General features: G+C 68.2%; 16 protein-coding genes. 10 read left to right on the top strand and 6 right to left on the bottom strand.

The window, feature by feature from the left end:
- Nucleotide 1: 1 nt before the first annotated feature.
- Nucleotides 2–805: a mycolate reductase gene (cmrA, locus tag AC5Y5V_RS04115; RefSeq protein WP_499931324.1), complete on the bottom strand. Its 804-nt coding sequence runs from the start codon at nucleotides 803–805 to the stop codon at nucleotides 2–4.
- A 394-nt stretch (nucleotides 806–1199) separates the two neighbouring features.
- On the opposite strand from cmrA, the gene AC5Y5V_RS04120 reads away from it, so the two are divergent.
- Entirely contained in the window at nucleotides 1200–2531 is a 1332-nt protein-coding gene (locus tag AC5Y5V_RS04120) for an MFS transporter (protein WP_499931325.1), read from the top strand.
- On the opposite strand, the gene AC5Y5V_RS04125 is transcribed toward AC5Y5V_RS04120, so the two are convergent.
- Nucleotides 2528–3301: an MmpS family transport accessory protein gene (locus tag AC5Y5V_RS04125; protein WP_499931326.1), complete on the bottom strand. Its 774-nt coding sequence runs from the start codon at nucleotides 3299–3301 to the stop codon at nucleotides 2528–2530. The two genes, AC5Y5V_RS04120 and AC5Y5V_RS04125, sit on opposite strands and share 4 nt — an antisense overlap.
- A 63-nt stretch (nucleotides 3302–3364) precedes the next feature.
- Nucleotides 3365–4006, bottom strand: a complete 642-nt coding sequence (locus AC5Y5V_RS04130; RefSeq protein WP_499931327.1) for an SACE_7040 family transcriptional regulator — start codon at nucleotides 4004–4006, stop codon at nucleotides 3365–3367.
- A 115-nt stretch (nucleotides 4007–4121) separates the two neighbouring features.
- Here AC5Y5V_RS04130 and AC5Y5V_RS04135 point away from each other — a divergent pair, with 115 nt between their 5' ends.
- The 9 genes from AC5Y5V_RS04135 (at nucleotide 4122) to AC5Y5V_RS04175 (ending at nucleotide 13847) form a co-directional block, all read left to right on the top strand.
- Nucleotides 4122–5741, top strand: coding sequence for an AMP-binding protein (locus AC5Y5V_RS04135; protein WP_499931328.1), 1620 nt, complete (start codon nucleotides 4122–4124; stop codon nucleotides 5739–5741).
- Between the two features lie 100 nt (nucleotides 5742–5841).
- Nucleotides 5842–6585: a CoA transferase subunit A gene (locus tag AC5Y5V_RS04140; RefSeq protein WP_499931329.1), complete on the top strand. Its 744-nt coding sequence runs from the start codon at nucleotides 5842–5844 to the stop codon at nucleotides 6583–6585.
- An 85-nt stretch (nucleotides 6586–6670) separates the two neighbouring features.
- Nucleotides 6671–7297, top strand: a complete 627-nt coding sequence (locus AC5Y5V_RS04145) for a CoA transferase subunit B (protein ID WP_499931535.1) — start codon at nucleotides 6671–6673, stop codon at nucleotides 7295–7297.
- Nucleotides 7294–8877 (top strand): carboxyl transferase domain-containing protein, encoded by a 1584-nt coding sequence (locus AC5Y5V_RS04150; RefSeq protein WP_499931330.1) that lies wholly within the window; start codon nucleotides 7294–7296, stop codon nucleotides 8875–8877. Before AC5Y5V_RS04145 ends, AC5Y5V_RS04150 begins: the two co-directional genes overlap by 4 nt.
- A 5-nt stretch (nucleotides 8878–8882) precedes the next feature.
- Nucleotides 8883–10856, top strand: a complete 1974-nt coding sequence (locus AC5Y5V_RS04155; protein ID WP_499931331.1) for an acetyl/propionyl/methylcrotonyl-CoA carboxylase subunit alpha — start codon at nucleotides 8883–8885, stop codon at nucleotides 10854–10856.
- A gap of 6 nt (nucleotides 10857–10862) precedes the next feature.
- Nucleotides 10863–12038, top strand: a complete 1176-nt coding sequence (locus AC5Y5V_RS04160; RefSeq protein ID WP_499931332.1) for an acyl-CoA dehydrogenase family protein — start codon at nucleotides 10863–10865, stop codon at nucleotides 12036–12038.
- Nucleotides 12035–12535: a MaoC family dehydratase gene (locus AC5Y5V_RS04165; RefSeq protein WP_499931333.1), complete on the top strand. Its 501-nt coding sequence runs from the start codon at nucleotides 12035–12037 to the stop codon at nucleotides 12533–12535. The genes AC5Y5V_RS04160 and AC5Y5V_RS04165 overlap by 4 nt, the downstream gene beginning before the upstream one ends.
- Complete coding sequence (locus AC5Y5V_RS04170) at nucleotides 12522–13334, top strand: HpcH/HpaI aldolase/citrate lyase family protein (protein WP_499931334.1); 813 nt, start codon at nucleotides 12522–12524, stop codon at nucleotides 13332–13334. The genes AC5Y5V_RS04165 and AC5Y5V_RS04170 overlap by 14 nt, the downstream gene beginning before the upstream one ends.
- 225 nt (nucleotides 13335–13559) lie before the next feature.
- Nucleotides 13560–13847: a hypothetical protein gene (locus tag AC5Y5V_RS04175; RefSeq protein WP_499931335.1), complete on the top strand. Its 288-nt coding sequence runs from the start codon at nucleotides 13560–13562 to the stop codon at nucleotides 13845–13847.
- A gap of 6 nt (nucleotides 13848–13853) precedes the next feature.
- Here AC5Y5V_RS04175 and AC5Y5V_RS04180 read toward each other — a convergent pair whose 3' ends face one another.
- From AC5Y5V_RS04180 to AC5Y5V_RS04190, 3 genes are all read right to left on the bottom strand, one after another.
- Entirely contained in the window at nucleotides 13854–14822 is a 969-nt protein-coding gene (locus tag AC5Y5V_RS04180) for a GlxA family transcriptional regulator (RefSeq protein ID WP_499931336.1), read from the bottom strand.
- A 62-nt stretch (nucleotides 14823–14884) separates the two neighbouring features.
- Nucleotides 14885–15844, bottom strand: coding sequence for a hypothetical protein (locus AC5Y5V_RS04185; protein ID WP_499931337.1), 960 nt, complete (start codon nucleotides 15842–15844; stop codon nucleotides 14885–14887).
- 96 nt (nucleotides 15845–15940) lie between these two features.
- Complete coding sequence (locus AC5Y5V_RS04190) at nucleotides 15941–16138, bottom strand: hypothetical protein (RefSeq protein WP_499931338.1); 198 nt, start codon at nucleotides 16136–16138, stop codon at nucleotides 15941–15943.
- Nucleotides 16139–16306: the final 168 nt, after the last annotated feature.

A 16306-nucleotide genomic window follows, 5' to 3' on the forward strand; every position in this document is an offset into this window, starting at 1 on the left:
GTTACCCGCCGAGCTTCTTGTAGAAGGTGCCCACGATCGGCGCGACGATCGCCCGTGGGGCGTACCCGCTGGCCACCGACATCGCCTTCGACGTCAGTCCGGGAACGACGCGCATCTTGTTGCGCGCCAACGCGTCCAGCGACACCTGCGCGGTATGTTCGGTCGAGATCCACAGGAAGTCCGGCACCAGCTTTTCGACCAGTGATCGTTCGGCGTCGTCGGGCAGATCGGTGCGCACTGGCCCGGGTGCCAGGAGCGTGACATGCACGCCGGATCCCTTCAGCTCGCCGCGCAGCGACTCGCTGAAGGTGTTCGCGAACGCCTTCGTCGCGGCGTAGGTGGCGTTGTAGGGAATCGGTGAATTGCCCGCCGCCGAACCGGAAATCAGGATGCCACCGGCCTTGCGCTCGATCATGCCGGGCAGCACCGCCAGCGTAAGGTCATGCACCGCTACGGCATTCAGTTGCACCTGGGCCTTCTCACCGGCCGGGTCGAGGCTCGCGACTGGACCGAAGGTGGCGGTACCCGCGTTGGCGCAGAGGATCGAGATGGGGCGGCCGGCGAGCTCGTCGCACAGCTTGGCACGCTCATGCGGGTCGGCGAGGTCGGCGGGACGCACGTCCACGGCGACGCGGTACTTGTCGATCAGCCGCGCGGCCAGGGAGGTGAGCAGTTCCTCGCGTCGCGCCGTGATGATCAGGCTGTGCCCGCGTGCGGCGAGTTCGGTGGCCAGCGCTTCGCCGATATTTTGCGAAGCTCCGGTGACAACGGCGCGCGCATCCGTACTGGGCGCAGGTATCGGCATGCGCCAATCGTAGACAGTGCCCGGTCGACGTCGGTTCGGCGCCGCTGGTCACAGCCGCCACATCGGTCTCCTCCGGCCCCTGCCAGGAACGATGTGGAGTTTTGCCCTCCTCAGCGCGACAGGTCGGGGGCACCCGGCGGCCGAGTCTGAACGGGCGGCGCCGACTCCGCGCCGGCGGCGTGATTTCGTCGGTTTTTCGCGCCGTGGACGCAGAGTCGATGCGCAAGCGCGGCGAAGCCGGGCGCAGCGGGTCGTCTGCCCGACCAATCCGCAGCGATCGCAAGCGCGGCGAAGCCGGGCGCAGCGGGTCGTCTGCCCGACCAATCCGCAGCGATCGCAAGCGCGGCGAAGCCGGGCGCAGCGGGTCGTCTGCCCAACCAATAGAGTGCCGGGCATGAGTCAGCCGGAATCGGCTCCGCGCACGATTGTGCGCTCTCGAGTAGCGGCGTGGGCGATGTGGGACTGCGGATCGACCGGCCTGAATGCGGTCGTGGCGACCTTCGTGTTCAGCGTCTACGTGACCGAGACGGTCGGGGAGGGCATCTCCGGCAGCACCACGCCGGAAAGCTGGCTCGGCCGCGCGGCTGCCATCGCCGGGTTGACGATCGCGGTACTGGCGCCGGCGGTCGGGGTGTGGGTGGAATCACCGCACCGCCGTCGGGTGGCGCTGAGCGTGTTGACCGCCATGGCGGTGGTGTTGGCCAGCGCGATGTACCTGATCCGCGATCAGCCCGGCTACTTCTGGGCCGGGCTGGTGTTGCTGGCAGGCACGGCGGCCTGCGGCGACCTGGCCAGCGTGCCGTACAACGCGATGCTGCGGCAGCTCTCGACGCCGCAGACGGCGGGCCGGATCTCGGGCTTCGGTGCGGCGGCGGGCTTTCTCGGCACCGTCCTGCTGTTGCTGCTGATCTACGTCGGATTCATCGCCGGGAAGGGCGACGAGCGGGGGTTGCTGCATGTGTCCGTGCACGATGGCCTCTACGTGCGCGCGGCAATGCTGCTGGCCGCGGCCTGGCTGGCGATCTGGGCATTGCCGTTGCTGTTGGTCGCCCACCGGTTACCCGACGCGGGCGAGGTGTCCCAGCCGACGAGCGCGTTGGGCGGTTACCGCAAGCTGTGGCGCGAGGTCAGGGCCGAGTGGCGGCGTGACCACAACCTGATCTTCTTCCTGGTCGCCAGCGCGCTCTTCCGCGACGGGCTGGCAGGGATCTTTGCCTTCGGTCCCGTCCTGGGCGTCAAGGTGTACGGCATCTCAAAGGCGGATGTGCTGGTGTTCGGGGTGGCGGCGTGCGTGGTCGCGGCGACGGGCGCCGTGCTCGGCGGCTACGTCGACCATCGAATCGGGTCCAAACCCGTCATCGTCGGGTCACTGGTGGCGATCATCGGTGTGGCGCTCACCCTGATGGTGTTGTCGGGTCCGGTCGCCTTCTGGATCGCCGGACTGGCGCTGTGCCTGTTCATCGGACCGGCGCAGTCGTCGTCGAGGGCCCTGCTCCTGCACATGGCCGACGAGGGCAAGGAAGGGGTGGCCTTCGGCCTGTACACGATGACGGGTCGCGCCGTGGCGTTCCTGGCGCCCTGGCTGTTCTCCGTGTTCGTCGACGTGTTCGGTGCCGTGCGCGCCGGCCTGGGCGGCGTCTCGCTGGTGCTGATCGCGGGCCTGCTGGCGATGCTGAGCGTCCGGGTGCCGCCACGTCGTGACGTCGCCGTCGTCAACCAGGTCTAGCTCGGTGGGGCGTTGCAGATCGTCAGGCCGACGCCCTCACGCTGACGCACCTGGACGCCGGCGACGGTGAGCGAGCAGGTGACATTGTGGCCGATATTGATGATCGTGACGATCGGCAGGTGGTTGGGTGATTTCGACAGCCGGACCTCCTTGCTCCACGGCAGCGCCACGTTGAACTCGGTCTGCATCATGTCGCCGGTGTCCATATAGGTGATGCTGATCGCACGGCCGTCACCGGTCACGTTGTAGACGACGCTTTGCAGTGACGCGGGGTCGGTGGTCACGGTGGGTGAGTTGGTGCCGGTGGGCGGTAGCGCGGGCCGGGGCCGGCGCGAGGTTGAGGGCGTCGGCGTCCAGGACGGGGTGGCCGAAGTCGACTCGGGCATGGCGGGCAGCGGCGGGACGGCGGTCTCGGTCTTGTCGGCCCCGTTCGCGATGACCAACGCGATCAACAGGCCGACGACCACCGTCACGGCCGTGCCCGCGGCGAACCACAGCCAGCGCGGTGACTTCGGCCCATCCGGCGGCGGGGGAGGCGGCTCGGCGCCCGGATGTCCGGCTGACAGCGCCTGCTCTTCCTGCCAGTAGGCAGGCAGTTCCAGGGTGGAGTGGGTGCCGTCGGCGTTCGGCGCCCATGGCGAGGCCGAGCCGCCGTAGGCCTGTCCATACGGCGCTTGCTCGGCATACGCGGGGTCGACGTAAGGCTGATCCTGGGGGTCGTCGGCTGCAGACCCCGCTTGAGTGGACTCAGGTCGACGTGGATCGGTCATGTCCACCTCATGACTTGCAGGGTACCTAAACCGCGCGGGGTGGCGAGCTACCCGCGGGCAGGCCTAGCGGTCGCCGGTGGTGAGCGCCGCGACCGTCATCGCCCGCATCACGGCACGCGAGCGCAGCGCCCGCGCGGGCTTCGCGTCCGCCGATTTCATGCTGTGCGGCGTCGAGTTCAGCAAGCCGAACGCCGCGTGGGCCATCAGCCGAGCGTCGGCCTCGGCCAGCGCGGGGTTCAATTCGTGCAGCGCGCCCACCCAGATCTCCACGTACTGCCGCTGGGCCTTGCGTACCTGCCGCTGGGCGGGCGCGGGCAGGTGCGCGAGGTCGCGGTCCTGGATCCGGATGAGGTTCGGTTCGCCGAGCGCGAAGTCGAGATGGAAGTCGATCAGGCCATCCAGCGCCGCGGCGGCGTCGTCGGCGCCGGCCGTCACCTCGCGGGCGCCGGCGAGGAGCCGGGCGCTGATCCCGACGAGCAGCTCGACCAGCAGCGACTCCTTGTTGGGGAAGTGTCGGTAAATGGCCGGCCCGCTGACTCCGGCCGCCGCACCGATGTCTTCGAGCCGCACTGCGAGGAATCCGCGTTCAGCGAACAGTCTTTCGGCCGCGGCCAACAGCTGTTGGCGCCGGTCGGACTTCAACTGGCTGCGGCGATTCGGAGCCTCGGCGGGGCCGTTCCGGCCAGACGCGGCGGACGTTGTCACGACGGCCCTCCGTCCAACTCGTCCTAGACACTTCGGTTAATCGTCACTAACGTAGCACGAGTTATGGGTGATTAACTCAAGTTCGTTGCCCTTCTAAGTGCGAGGCGGAGGAGCCGTGGAGCCGCTGTCCTACGAGCGGGGCCCGAGTAGCCCTCCGCTGCTCGAGACGACGATTGGCGCCAACTTCGCCGATACCGCAACGACATTCGGCCAGCGCGACGCACTCGTCGACGTCTGGGCCGGGCGCCGGTGGACCTACGCCGAATTGCTGGACGATGTGCGCCGGTTGGCGACGGGGCTATTGCGGGCGGGCATCCGTACCGGAGATCGGGTCGGCCTCTGGTCGCCGAACCGTTGGGAGTGGGTGCTCGTCCAGTACGCAACCGCCGAGATCGGCGCGATCCTGGTGAATATCAACCCCGCCTACCGAACGCGCGAATTGAAGTATGCGCTAACGCAATCCGCGGTGGCGATGGTGGTTGCCGCACCGAGCTTCAAGACCACCGATTACGCCGCGATGCTGGCCGAGGTCGCTCCTCGCTGTCCGGACCTTAACGAGGTCGTGTTGATGGAAAGCGACCGCTGGGCCGAACTGGCCGCAACGGAGGCCGACCCGGCCGCGCTGAATCGCATAGCCGCGACACTGGATAACCGTGATCCCGTCAACATCCAATACACCTCCGGCACAACGGGATCGCCCAAGGGCGCCACGTTGAGCCACCGCAACATCCTCAACAACGGCTACCTGGTAGGCGAGCTACTCGAGTACACCGCAGAGGATCGCATCTGCATCCCCGTTCCCTTTTATCACTGCTTCGGCATGGTCATGGGCAACCTCGCGGCCACCAGTCACGGCGCCTGCATGGTGATCCCCGCTCCCGGCTTCGATCCCGCCGCCACGCTGCGTGCCGTCGAGGCCGAGCGGTGCACCAGCCTCTACGGCGTCCCGACGATGTTCATCGCCGAGCTCGCCCTGCCGGACTTCGCCGACTACCGGCTGGACAGCCTGCGCACCGGGATCATGGCCGGCTCGTCGTGCCCGGTCGAGGTGATGCGCAAGGTGATCGAGCGCATGCACATGGCGGGGATCTCGATCTGCTACGGCATGACCGAAACGAGTCCGGTATCCACTCAGACCCGCTCCGACGACTCGCTGCAGCGGCGCGTCGGCACGGTCGGCCGAGTCGGTCCCCACCTCGAGATCAAGGTGGTCGACCCTCCTACCGGCGAGACGGTCCCGCGCGGCGTGGCCGGAGAGTTCTGTACCAGGGGCTATTCAGTGATGGCCGGTTACTGGAACGATCCGGCGAAGACGGCCGAGGTCATCGACTCCGACGGCTGGATGCACACGGGAGACCTCGCCGCGCTAGACGACTGCGGGTATGTGCAGATCCTGGGCCGGATCAAGGACATCGTCATCCGCGGCGGCGAAAACATCTCTCCGCGCGAGATCGAGGAGTTCCTCTACACCCATCCCGACATCGTCGATGCGCAGGTCGTCGGCGTGCCCGACGCGCGCTACGGCGAGGAGCTGATGGCGGTGGTCAAACTGCGCGACGGCGCGACGGCCTTGAGCGTGCGGGGATTACGCGAGTTCTGCGCGGACCAGATCGCCCACTTCAAGATCCCGCGGTACCTGTGGGTCGTCGACGAATTCCCGATGACCGTCACCGGCAAGGTTCGCAAAGTGGAGATCCGCGAACAGGCAATCGAGTACCTGCGCGGCCGGCAGTGAGCGCCCGCATGGCATCGGGATACCTGGACGCGCCGAGCGGGCGATGGTATTCTCAGCTGCCAGTTAATGAAGATTAACTGAAATTGGAGGCTCTGCGGTAATGGACAAGGTGGTGGCTACCGCTGCGGAGGCGGTGGCGGACATAACCGACGGGTCGTCCCTGGCGGTCGGCGGCTTCGGCCTGTGCGGCATTCCCGAGGTGCTGATCGCGGCGCTCGCAGACAGCGGCGTCACCGACCTCGAGACGGTGTCCAACAATTGCGGCGTCGACGGCATCGGGCTGGGTGTGCTCTTGGCGCACAAGCGGATTCGCCGCACAGTCTCGTCTTACGTGGGAGAGAACAAGGAGTTTGCCCGGCAGTTCCTGTCCGGTGAGCTGGAAGTCGAGCTGACACCGCAGGGCACCCTGGCGGAGCGACTGCGCGCCGGCGGCATGGGCATCCCGGCCTTCTACACGCCGGCCGGGGTCGGCACGCAGATCGCCGACGGCGGCCTGCCGTGGCGCTACGACGCGTCGGGCGCGGTGGCCGTGATGTCGCCGCCCAAGGAGACCCGCGAGTTCGACGGTGTCACCTATGTTCTCGAGCGCGGGATCCGGACCGACTTCGCGCTGGTGCATGCCTGGAAGGGCGACCGGCACGGCAACCTGGTGTACCGCCACGCCGCCGGCAACTTCAACCCCGAGTGCGCCCCGGCGGGACGGATCACGATCGCCCAGGTCGAACACCTTGTGGAGCCCGGCGAGATCGACCCCGCCACCGTGCACACCCCCGGCGTGTTCGTGCAGCGCGTGGTGCACGTGCCCGATGCCCCCAAGCGGATCGAGAAGGAGACGGTGCGGTGAACAACCTTGCTTTCGTCGAACGTGACGCCAGCTTCACGTTAGGCGCCGAGCCGTGGGGTGCACTGTGAGCTGGACGAGAGAAGGCATGGCGGCGCGGGTGGCCGCGGACTTCGAGGACGGCCAGTACGTCAACCTCGGCATCGGCATGCCCACGCTGATCCCCAACCACCTTCCCGACGGCGTGCACGTCGTATTGCATTCGGAGAACGGGATCCTCGGCGTGGGTCCCTACCCGCGGCGCGAGGACCTCGACGCCGACCTGATCAACGCGGGCAAGGAGACGGTCACTACGCAACCGGGTGCGGCGTACTTCGGTTCGTCGACGTCGTTCGGCATCATCCGCGGCGGACATCTGGACGTGGCGGTGCTTGGGGCCATGCAGGTTTCGGTCACCGGTGACCTGGCCAATTGGATGATCCCCGGCAAGATGGTCAAGGGTATGGGCGGCGCGATGGACCTGGTGCACGGCGCCCGCAGGGTGATCGTGATGATGGAGCACGCCGCCAAGGACGGCAGCCCGAAAATCCTCGAACGGTGCACGCTGCCGCTGACCGGCGTGGGCTGCGTGAACCGGATCGTCACCGAGCTCGCGGTCATCGACGTCCGCGACGACGGCCTGCACCTGGTCGAGACGGCGCCCGACGTGTCCGTCGAGGAAGTCCTCGCCAAGACCCAACCGCCGCTTGTGGTCTCGGGTCTGGTGGCCCCGTGACGGCCGTGGCGGCCGCGCCGGCGTACGCCGACGAGCACCGCCGCCTGGTCGCCGAACTCAACGACAAACTGGGCGCGGCCGCGCTCGGCGGTAGCGAGAAGGCCCGCGAACGTCACGTCAGCCGCGGCAAGCTGCTGCCCCGCGAGCGGGTGGACCGCCTGCTCGACCCGGGCACCCCGTTCCTGGAGCTGTCCCCGCTGGCCGCCAACGGCATGTACGGCGACGAGTCGCCGGGCGCCGGCATCATCACCGGTATCGGCCGGGTCTCCGGGCACGAATGCGTGATCGTCGCCAACGACGCGACGGTCAAGGGCGGCACCTACTACCCGATGACGGTCAAGAAGCACCTGCGCGCACAGGAAGTCGCGCTGCAGAACCGGCTCCCATGCATCTACCTCGTCGACTCGGGCGGCGCCTTCCTGCCCCGCCAGGACGAAGTCTTCCCGGACCGCGAGCACTTCGGGCGGATCTTCTATAACCAGGCGACCATGAGCGCCAGAGGTATTCCGCAGGTGGCGGCCGTGCTCGGCTCGTGCACGGCCGGCGGCGCCTACGTGCCGGCGATGAGCGACGAGGCCGTCATCGTCCGCGAGCAGGGCACCATCTTCCTGGGCGGTCCGCCGCTGGTGAAGGCCGCGACCGGCGAGGTCGTCACCGCTGAGGAACTCGGCGGCGGCGACCTGCACTCGCGGGTCTCCGGCGTCACCGACCACCTGGCCGACGACGACGAGCACGCGCTGCGGATCGTGCGCTCGATCGGGGCCACCTTCGGGCCGCGCGAACCGGCCCAGTGGGACGTGATCCGTTCCGTCGACCCGATGTACGCACAAACCGAGCTCTACGACGTTGTTCCCCCGGACCCGCGGGTGCCCTACGACGTGCACGAGGTGATCGTGCGGCTCGTCGACGGCGGCGAATTCAGCGAATTCAAGGCCAATTACGGCAAGACGCTGGTGACCGCCTTCGCGCGCATCCATGGACATCCCGTCGGGATCATCGCCAACAACGGCGTCCTGTTCAGCGAATCCGCGCTGAAGGGTGCACATTTCATCGAGCTGTGCGACAAGCGCAGGATCCCGCTGCTGTTCCTGCAGAACATCGCGGGCTTCATGGTCGGCCGCGACTACGAGGCCGGCGGCATCGCCAAACACGGCGCCAAGATGGTGACCGCGGTGGCCTGCGCGCGCGTGCCCAAGCTGACCGTGGTGATCGGCGGATCCTACGGCGCCGGCAACTATTCGATGTGTGGCCGCGCGTATTCGCCCCGCTTCCTGTGGATGTGGCCGAACGCGCGGATCTCGGTGATGGGCGGCGAGCAGGCCGCGTCGGTGCTCGCGACCGTGCGCGGCGAGCAGTTGAGCGCCGCAGGCAAGCCCTGGACGTCCGACGAGGAGGAGGCGTTCAAGGCGCCAATCCGGGGGCAGTACGAGGACCAGGGCAACCCCTACTATTCGACGGCCCGCCTGTGGGACGACGGCATCATCGACCCCGCCGATACCAGAACGTGTGTCGGGCTTGCCCTTTCGGTGTGCGCCCACGCCCCGCTGGAACCGGTCTCCTACGGCGTCTTCCGGATGTGACAAGAATGTTCGACACGGTATTAGTGGCCAACCGCGGCGAGATCGCGGTCCGGGTGATCCGGACCCTGCACCGCCTGGGTATCCGGTCGGTCGCGGTCTACAGCGACGCCGACGCGGGGGCCCGGCATGTGCTGGAAGCCGACACCGCGGTGCGGCTGGGTCCCGCGCCGGCGCGGGAAAGCTACCTCGACATCGATCGCGTGCTCGACGCCGCGGCGCGCAGCGGCGCCCAGGCGATCCACCCGGGCTACGGATTCCTGTCCGAGAACGCGGATTTCGCCGCGGCCTGTGACCGCGCCGGGGTGGTGTTCCTGGGGCCGCCGGCCCGGGCGATCGAGGTGATGGGCGACAAGATCACCGCCAAGAATGCGGTCGCCGCCTTCGACGTCCCCGTGGTGCCGGGGATCGCCAAGCCCGGCCTGACCGACGACGACCTCGTCGCCGCGGCCGACGAGGTCGGGTACCCGGTGCTGGTGAAACCGTCCGCGGGCGGCGGCGGCAAGGGCATGCGGATGGTGGCCGAGCCCGCCCGGCTGCGCGAGGCGCTGGTGAGCGCCCGACGCGAGGCGGCGTCGTCGTTCGGCGACGACACGCTGTTCCTCGAGCGGTTCGTGTTGCGGCCCAGGCACATCGAGGTGCAGGTGCTTGCCGATACGCACGGCAACGTGGTGCATCTCGGTGAGCGCGAGTGCAGCCTGCAGCGGCGTCATCAGAAGGTGATCGAGGAGGCGCCGTCGCCGCTGCTGGACCCGCAGACCCGCGCGCGGATCGGGGCGGCGGCCTGCAACACCGCCCGCAGCGTGGACTACGTCGGCGCCGGCACGGTGGAGTTCATCGTGTCCGCCGAGCGCCCGGACGAGTTCTTCTTCATGGAGATGAACACCCGCCTGCAGGTGGAACATCCGGTCACCGAGGCCATCACGGGGCTGGACCTCGTCGAGTGGCAGCTGCGGGTGGCCGCCGGCGAGAAGCTGCCGTTCGCGCAGGACGACATCGAACTCGACGGCCACGCGATCGAGGCCCGGGTGTACGCGGAGGACCCGGCGCGGGGCTTCCTGCCGACCGGCGGCCGGGTGCTCGCGGTGGTCGAGCCGTTCGGTGCCGGCGTCCGAGTGGACTCGTCGCTGCTGGCCGGAACCGTGATCGGCAGCGACTACGACCCGATGCTGAGCAAGGTGATCGCGCACGGTGACGACCGCGACCAGGCGCTGGCCCGGCTCGACCAGGCGCTGTCGCGCACCGCCGTCCTGGGGGTGCAGACCAACGTGGAGTTCCTGCGGTTTCTGCTCGCTGACGAGCGGGTCCGCGCCGGCGACCTGGACACCGCGCTGCTGGACGAGCGGCTGGCCGACTTCGCGCCGCTGCCCGCGCCCGACGACGTGTTCGCCGCCGGCGGGCTGTACGTGCAAAGCATGCTGGCGCTTGCTGCTCGACGTGGGACGGGCTCATTGTGGGCCGCGCCGGCCGGCTGGCGCGTCGGCGGTATCACCGCGCCGGTGCGCACTGCGATGCAGACCCCGCAGCGCACCGAGACGGTGTCGGTGTGGGGCCTGCCGGAGGCGGCCCGGGTTCAGGTCGGTGACGGCGAAATCCACGCCGCGAGTGCGCGACTCGAGGGTGCTCTCATGAGCGTGACGTTGGGCGGCGTGCGCCGTGAGTACCGCTGGGCCGAGGCCGACCGGCACTTGTGGGTCGCCGACGAGCGGGGCACCTGGCACATCCGCGAAGCCGAAGAAAGCAAGATTCACCGCGAGGCGGGGGAGCGGCCGGCCGAAATCATCAGTCCCATGCCCGGCAGCGTGATCGCCGTGCAGGTGGATTCCGACGCGGCGGTGACCGAAGGTGACGTGGTGGTGGTCGTCGAGGCGATGAAGATGGAACACTCGCTGGCCGCACCGATTTCGGGAGAAGTAGAGGTGCTGGTATCGGTGGGCGACCAGGTGAAGGTCGAGCAGGTACTGGCCAGGATCAAGGGATAAGGGATTATGACGACGACAATCAGCGGGGGGACACTATCCAAGGAATACGAAGACCTTCGCGATACGGTGGCCGACTTCGCGCGCAGCGTGGTCGCCCCCGTCTCGGCCAAACACGATGAGGAGCACAGCTTCCCGTACGAGGTCGTGGCCAAGATGGGGGAGATGGGCCTGTTCGGTCTGCCGTTTCCGGAGGAGTACGGCGGCATGGGCGGCGACTACTTCGCGCTGGCGCTAGCGCTCGAAGAACTCGGCAAGGTCGACCAATCGGTGGCGATCACGCTGGAGGCCGCGACCGGCCTCGGAGCGATGCCGATCTACCGCTTCGGGACCGAGGAGCAGAAGCAGAAATGGCTGCCGGACCTCGTGGCCGGTCGGGCGCTCGCCGGCTTCGGGCTTACCGAGCCGGGAGCCGGTTCGGACGCCGGGGGCACCCGCACCACCGCCCGCCTGGACGACGGTGAATGGGTCGTCAACGGCAGCAAGCAATTCATCACCAACTCAGGTACGGACATCACGTCGTTGGTGACCGTCACCGCGGTCACCGGCACCCTGGGCATGGAAGCGGACGGCAAGAAGGAGATCTCGGCGATCATCGTGCCCAGCGGCACAACGGGATTCACGGTCGAACCGGCATACAACAAGGTCGGCTGGAACGCCTCCGACACCCACGCGCTGAGCTTCACCGACGCGCGCGTCCCCGAAGAAAACCTACTGGGCGCGCGTGGCAGCGGCTACGCGAACTTCCTGTCAATCCTCGACGAGGGCCGCATCGCTATCGCCGCGCTGGCGACCGGGGTGGCACAGGGCTGCGTCGACGAAAGCGTGAAGTACGCCAAGGAGCGTGAGTCGTTCGGCAGGCCGATCAGCTCCTATCAGGGCATCAGCTTCAAGATCGCGCGGATGGAGGCGCGTGCGCACGTTGCCCGCACCGCCTACTACGAGGCAGCCGCAAAGATGTTGGCGGGCAAGCCGTTCAAGAAGGATGCGGCGATCGCGAAGATGATCTCGTCGGAGGCGGCGATGGACAACGCCCGCGACGCCACCCAGATCCACGGCGGCTACGGCTTCATGAACGAGTATCCGGTGGCGCGCCACTACCGCGACAGCAAGATCCTCGAGATCGGCGAGGGCACGACCGAGGTGCAGCTGATGCTGATCGCGCGTTCGCTTGGGCTGTCATGAGCAAGTCAATTGTCCAGCGGGGCTTGTGGTTCGAGGAGTTCGAGATCGGCACCACCTATCTGCACCGGCCCGGCCGCACGGTCACCGAGGCCGACAACGTGCTGTTCACCACCCTGACGATGAACACCCAGTCGCTGCACCTGGATGCGGCGTGGGCCGCCGAGCAGCCGGGCTTTCGGGGCGAGCGGCTGGTGAATTCGATGTTCACGCTCTCGACGCTGGTCGGGCTGTCGGTGGCGCAACTGACGCTGGGCACCATCGTGGCCAACCTCGGCTTCTCGGAGGTGTCGTTCCCCAAGCCGGTCTTTCACGGCGACACCCTTTACGCGGAGACCGTGTGCACCGGCAAGCGCGAGTCGAAGAGCCGGCCACGCGACGGCATCGTCACCCTCGAGCACACTGGGCGCAACCAGCACGGTGACGTGGTTGCCCGGGCGGTCCGCACGACGCTGGTGCAGAAACGGCCGGGCGAGGAGCGTGGCGATGAGCTTGCGTGACGCCGGCCCAGGCTGGCTGTTCTGCCCGGCCGACCGCCCCGAACGGTTCGAAAAGGCCTCGGCCGCAGCCGATGTGGTCATCCTCGACCTCGAAGACGGGGTGGCCGCGGCGGACAAGCCCGCCGCGCGCGAAGCCTTGCGGGGCACGCTGCTGAACCCCGAGCGAACCGTCGTGCGGATCAACGCGGCCGACACCGACGAGTATGCGCGCGACTTGGAGGCGCTGGCCCAAACCCCGTACGACACGGTGATGTTGTCGAAAACCGAGTCGGCCGGGCAGATCTCCGCGCTGGCGCCGCGCCACGTCATCGCCCTGCTGGAAACCCCGCGCGGGGTGGTGTTCGCCGCGGACATCGCCGCGGAGCCCGACACCGTGGCAATGATGTGGGGCGCCGAGGATCTCGTCGCCACCCTGGGCGGCAGCTCCAGTCGCCACGCCGACGGCACCTATCGCGATGTCGCCCGCCACGCCCGCTCGGCGGTCCTGCTCGCCGCGTCGGCGTTTGGGCGGATGGCGCTGGACGCCGTGCACCTGGACATCCGGGATCTCGACGGCCTACGGGCCGAGGCCGACGACGCCGTCGCGGTGGGTTTCGACGCGACGGTGTGCATTCACCCGAGCCAGATCCCGGTCGTGCGTAAGGCGTATCGACCCGGCGAGGAGAAGCTGGACTGGGCACGGCGGGTGTTGGCGGCGGCGCGGACCGAACGCGGGGTCTTCGCGTTCGAGGGTCAGATGGTCGACTCGCCCGTGCTCAAGCACGCCGCAATGATGCTGCGCCGGGCGGGCGAGTCCTAACGGCCACCGTGGCGCGGCCGACACTCGCGCCGCACGTGTGTCATCGATCACCGGCTCTGCGAGCCGGCGGCAGCATCGTTAGGCTATAAGGCAATTCGCTTGGCGCACCGCGGCGCCAAGGATTTCTCGAGAATCCTCCAAGGCATCGTGCGGATGCTCTGGGCAGCTCACGAAAGATCACAAAAGAGCGCCCGCCGGACGTCGACGTGACGAGGACAACAACCTATGACCAGTGCAGAAACGAAGACCCTCAGCAACAAGGCCATTCGCCGTCGCTTGGCGATCGTGTCCCTGTTTGCGATGGGGGTGGTCGCGCTGGGGATCGGCTTTCTTTACTACAACGCCCCGGTGCGGGGACAGACGTGCACGGTTGAACACGCCACCGCGCAGGATGCGATCGGGCGCACGATGGCCTGCGACCCGAAGGGCGTCGGAAGCCGCGAACTGGTGTGGCAATACCCGTCCGACACCGACGTGGAAGAGCAGGGCGGACGCACCGAGAACCAGCCGTAGGTGCCGTCAGGCGGTTTTGGCCGCGGCGCCCGGCCGCAGTGCCCCGGGCGATCGTCCGGTGTGCTTCTTCACCAGCCGGTGCAGCGTCGCCGGGTCACCCAGCCCGACGGCGGCGGCGATCTCTTCCAACGACATCTTCGTGGTTCGCAGCAGATGCAGCGAGCGTTCGAGACGCACCCGCTGTACGAGCTGCAGAGGGCTGAGGCCGACGGCATTACCGGTTCGGCGGGCGAGCGTCCGCGGGCTGACTCCGCAGTGGTCAGCCAGCGATTCCAGCGTGTGCGGCTGATCAAGGCGGTTGCGCACAAATGATTCCAGCGCGGCCACGGTGTCGTCGCGAGCCGCGAGGTGCGAGGGAATCAGAAAGCTCGCCTGTGACGTGCGCTGATCGACGACGAGGCGACTGGCCAGTTCGTCGGTCAACGCCGCCCCACCGAGGTGGCGCATGACCGCCAGCATCAGGTCGATGTGGGCGAACGCGCTGCCGGCTGTCCAGATCGGCCCGTCCCGCACCACCATGTCGTCGATGACGACCTGGGCCGTCGGCGCCGCCTGCGCCAGCTCCGCGCCCAGCCACCACGTGGTGACACAGCGGCGCCGGTCCAGCAGGCCGGCGGCGGCGAGCACGAACACGGCTGTGCAGGATGCGGCGATGTCGGCGCCGCGGGAGTTCGCGCGCATCAGCCAAGCGCCGGCCTCGGCGACGTCGGTGGCGCCTAGCCGGGTCGCGATCTCGGCCGCGGTGGCCGCGCCCAGTCCCGGCGTCACCACGACGTCACGCGGCCTCGCGTGCGCCAGCGGTTGCGCCGGCGCGATCAGCCCGCCCCGCAAGGTAACTCGACTCTCACAGGAGACGAAGCGCAGGTCGAAGCTGGGCGTCCCGAGGATGCGATTCGCCGCGGACACGACGTCGATCGAGGTGCCGACAGCGCTCGCGCTGGCTCCCTCAAGCACCAGTACGTCGATTCCGATCATGCGGCGAATTATGCAAGAAAGTTACTATTCCTGCCACTGGCCGCGGTCCCGACGCGGCGGGGTCAGGCTACGTGCCGGATCTTGTCGCCGATGTCGACCGTGACCTTGGCCAGATCGGCCCGTTCGGCCAGTTCCTGATGCGGGACCTCCTGGTCGGCGACGCTCGTCAGGCTCGGCGTCGAATATTCAACCTCCGCCCACGAGTATCTGGCCTGCACGTTGAACACCTTGACGCGCAGCTTCTCGATCGGCAGGTCGCCGATCGCTTCGCCGGTCTCGGGGTCGATGAGCGTGTCGCCGCCCTCGGCCATCACCGCGAACACCATGTCGGTGCGTACGCCGTGGTCGGCTCCGCGGTTGATGATCAGCGTGTTGCGGTCCTCGACGCGAGCGACGCTGCCGTCATTGTGCTCACCGGCCCTCGGCGCCGGGGTGGCCGCTGGGTCGCCCCGGTGTGTCGGCTCGGTGCCGAGTTCGGTCGCGGTCTTGGCCCGCACGACCTCGATGAGGGCGCCGAAGGCGTCGCCGTTCTGCAGGTGCGTTTGCGCCGCGGAAAGCCGATCGTCGACGAAGCGAACGGACCTCGTCAGGTGCGACGTCGGGTAGTCCGCGGCCCGACGGGCGGGCACCTCGTTGACGTACCAGCGATTCGCCAGGATGCCAATGGCGATCGACAGCCCCGGCACGAGGGCGATCGCGCACGCCTGTCCCATCACGTTATGCGGAAAAGCAAGGCCGCCAACGACGCTCAACGCGGCGGCCCCGCCGAGCATGGCCAGGGTCGTCAGGGGAGAAGGGCGGAACTCGGTGAGCCGGATGAACCACTTCTTCGCCAGCGCGGCCGCGTGCGGTGCCGCCTTCACGATGGCCCCAACCACCGCGGCCACCGCCGACCCGATCGCGCTTACCACCTTGCCGAGGGTTGCGCGCGCGGCGGCGGACCGGCGAGCCGCTCCCGACTTCGGCCCCGCCGTCGGCGCGTCGACCGCGGCCGTCTGCGCAGGTGATGTCCCGTCAGCCACGTTGCCATCATCGCACCGCCGCGCCAAAAATTGCCCCCCGATCGGGTCCGCACATGGAAAAGGACCCAGCCTGGGCTGGGTCCTTTTGATTCGGGGCTAGCGGCAGGGGCCCCAGTACCAGTAGACGGGCACGCCGTTGCGGTAGACCTGGCAGTAGACGGCCTTGGGGGCGTTGTCGGTCGGGGAGGCGCTGGCGACGCTGGACAGTCCGATCGCGGACGCGCCGAGCGCTCCGGCGATGAGGGTCGAGCCGACGGCGGTGCGGACGACGGTGCGGATGCGGTTGGTGATCATTGTGTACTCCTGGGTTCAGGTTGGTGGCTGATGGCTAAAGCTTCGCGAGCCACCCTCAACGCATTCTTAAAAGATCCTTGGCGAATCGAGACGCGAACGTGATGTTGCTGTGAGTGCCGGTGCGGCAGCCGGTTTCAAGAATCCTCCAAGAATTCGTCAACGCCTGCG

The organism is Mycobacterium sp. NGS68, from assembly GCF_059812195.1.

Excerpts from the sequence above, each read along its gene's own strand:
- AC5Y5V_RS04165 (WP_499931333.1), top strand. The coding sequence starts at position 12,035 with ATGAGCAAGTCAATTGTCCAGCGGGGCTTGTGGTTCGAGGAGTTCGAG.
- AC5Y5V_RS04125 (WP_499931326.1), bottom strand. The coding sequence starts at position 3,301 with ATGACCGATCCACGTCGACCTGAGTCCACTCAAGCGGGGTCTGCAGCC.
- AC5Y5V_RS04190 (WP_499931338.1), bottom strand. The coding sequence starts at position 16,138 with ATGATCACCAACCGCATCCGCACCGTCGTCCGCACCGCCGTCGGCTCG.
- AC5Y5V_RS04120 (WP_499931325.1), top strand. The coding sequence starts at position 1,200 with ATGAGTCAGCCGGAATCGGCTCCGCGCACGATTGTGCGCTCTCGAGTA.
- AC5Y5V_RS04140 (WP_499931329.1), top strand. The coding sequence starts at position 5,842 with ATGGACAAGGTGGTGGCTACCGCTGCGGAGGCGGTGGCGGACATAACC.
- AC5Y5V_RS04175 (WP_499931335.1), top strand. The coding sequence starts at position 13,560 with ATGACCAGTGCAGAAACGAAGACCCTCAGCAACAAGGCCATTCGCCGT.
- AC5Y5V_RS04170 (WP_499931334.1), top strand. The coding sequence starts at position 12,522 with ATGAGCTTGCGTGACGCCGGCCCAGGCTGGCTGTTCTGCCCGGCCGAC.
- AC5Y5V_RS04145 (WP_499931535.1), top strand. The coding sequence starts at position 6,671 with ATGGCGGCGCGGGTGGCCGCGGACTTCGAGGACGGCCAGTACGTCAAC.
- AC5Y5V_RS04180 (WP_499931336.1), bottom strand. The coding sequence starts at position 14,822 with ATGATCGGAATCGACGTACTGGTGCTTGAGGGAGCCAGCGCGAGCGCT.
- AC5Y5V_RS04160 (WP_499931332.1), top strand. The coding sequence starts at position 10,863 with ATGACGACGACAATCAGCGGGGGGACACTATCCAAGGAATACGAAGAC.
- cmrA (WP_499931324.1), bottom strand. The coding sequence starts at position 805 with ATGCCGATACCTGCGCCCAGTACGGATGCGCGCGCCGTTGTCACCGGA.
- AC5Y5V_RS04155 (WP_499931331.1), top strand. The coding sequence starts at position 8,883 with ATGTTCGACACGGTATTAGTGGCCAACCGCGGCGAGATCGCGGTCCGG.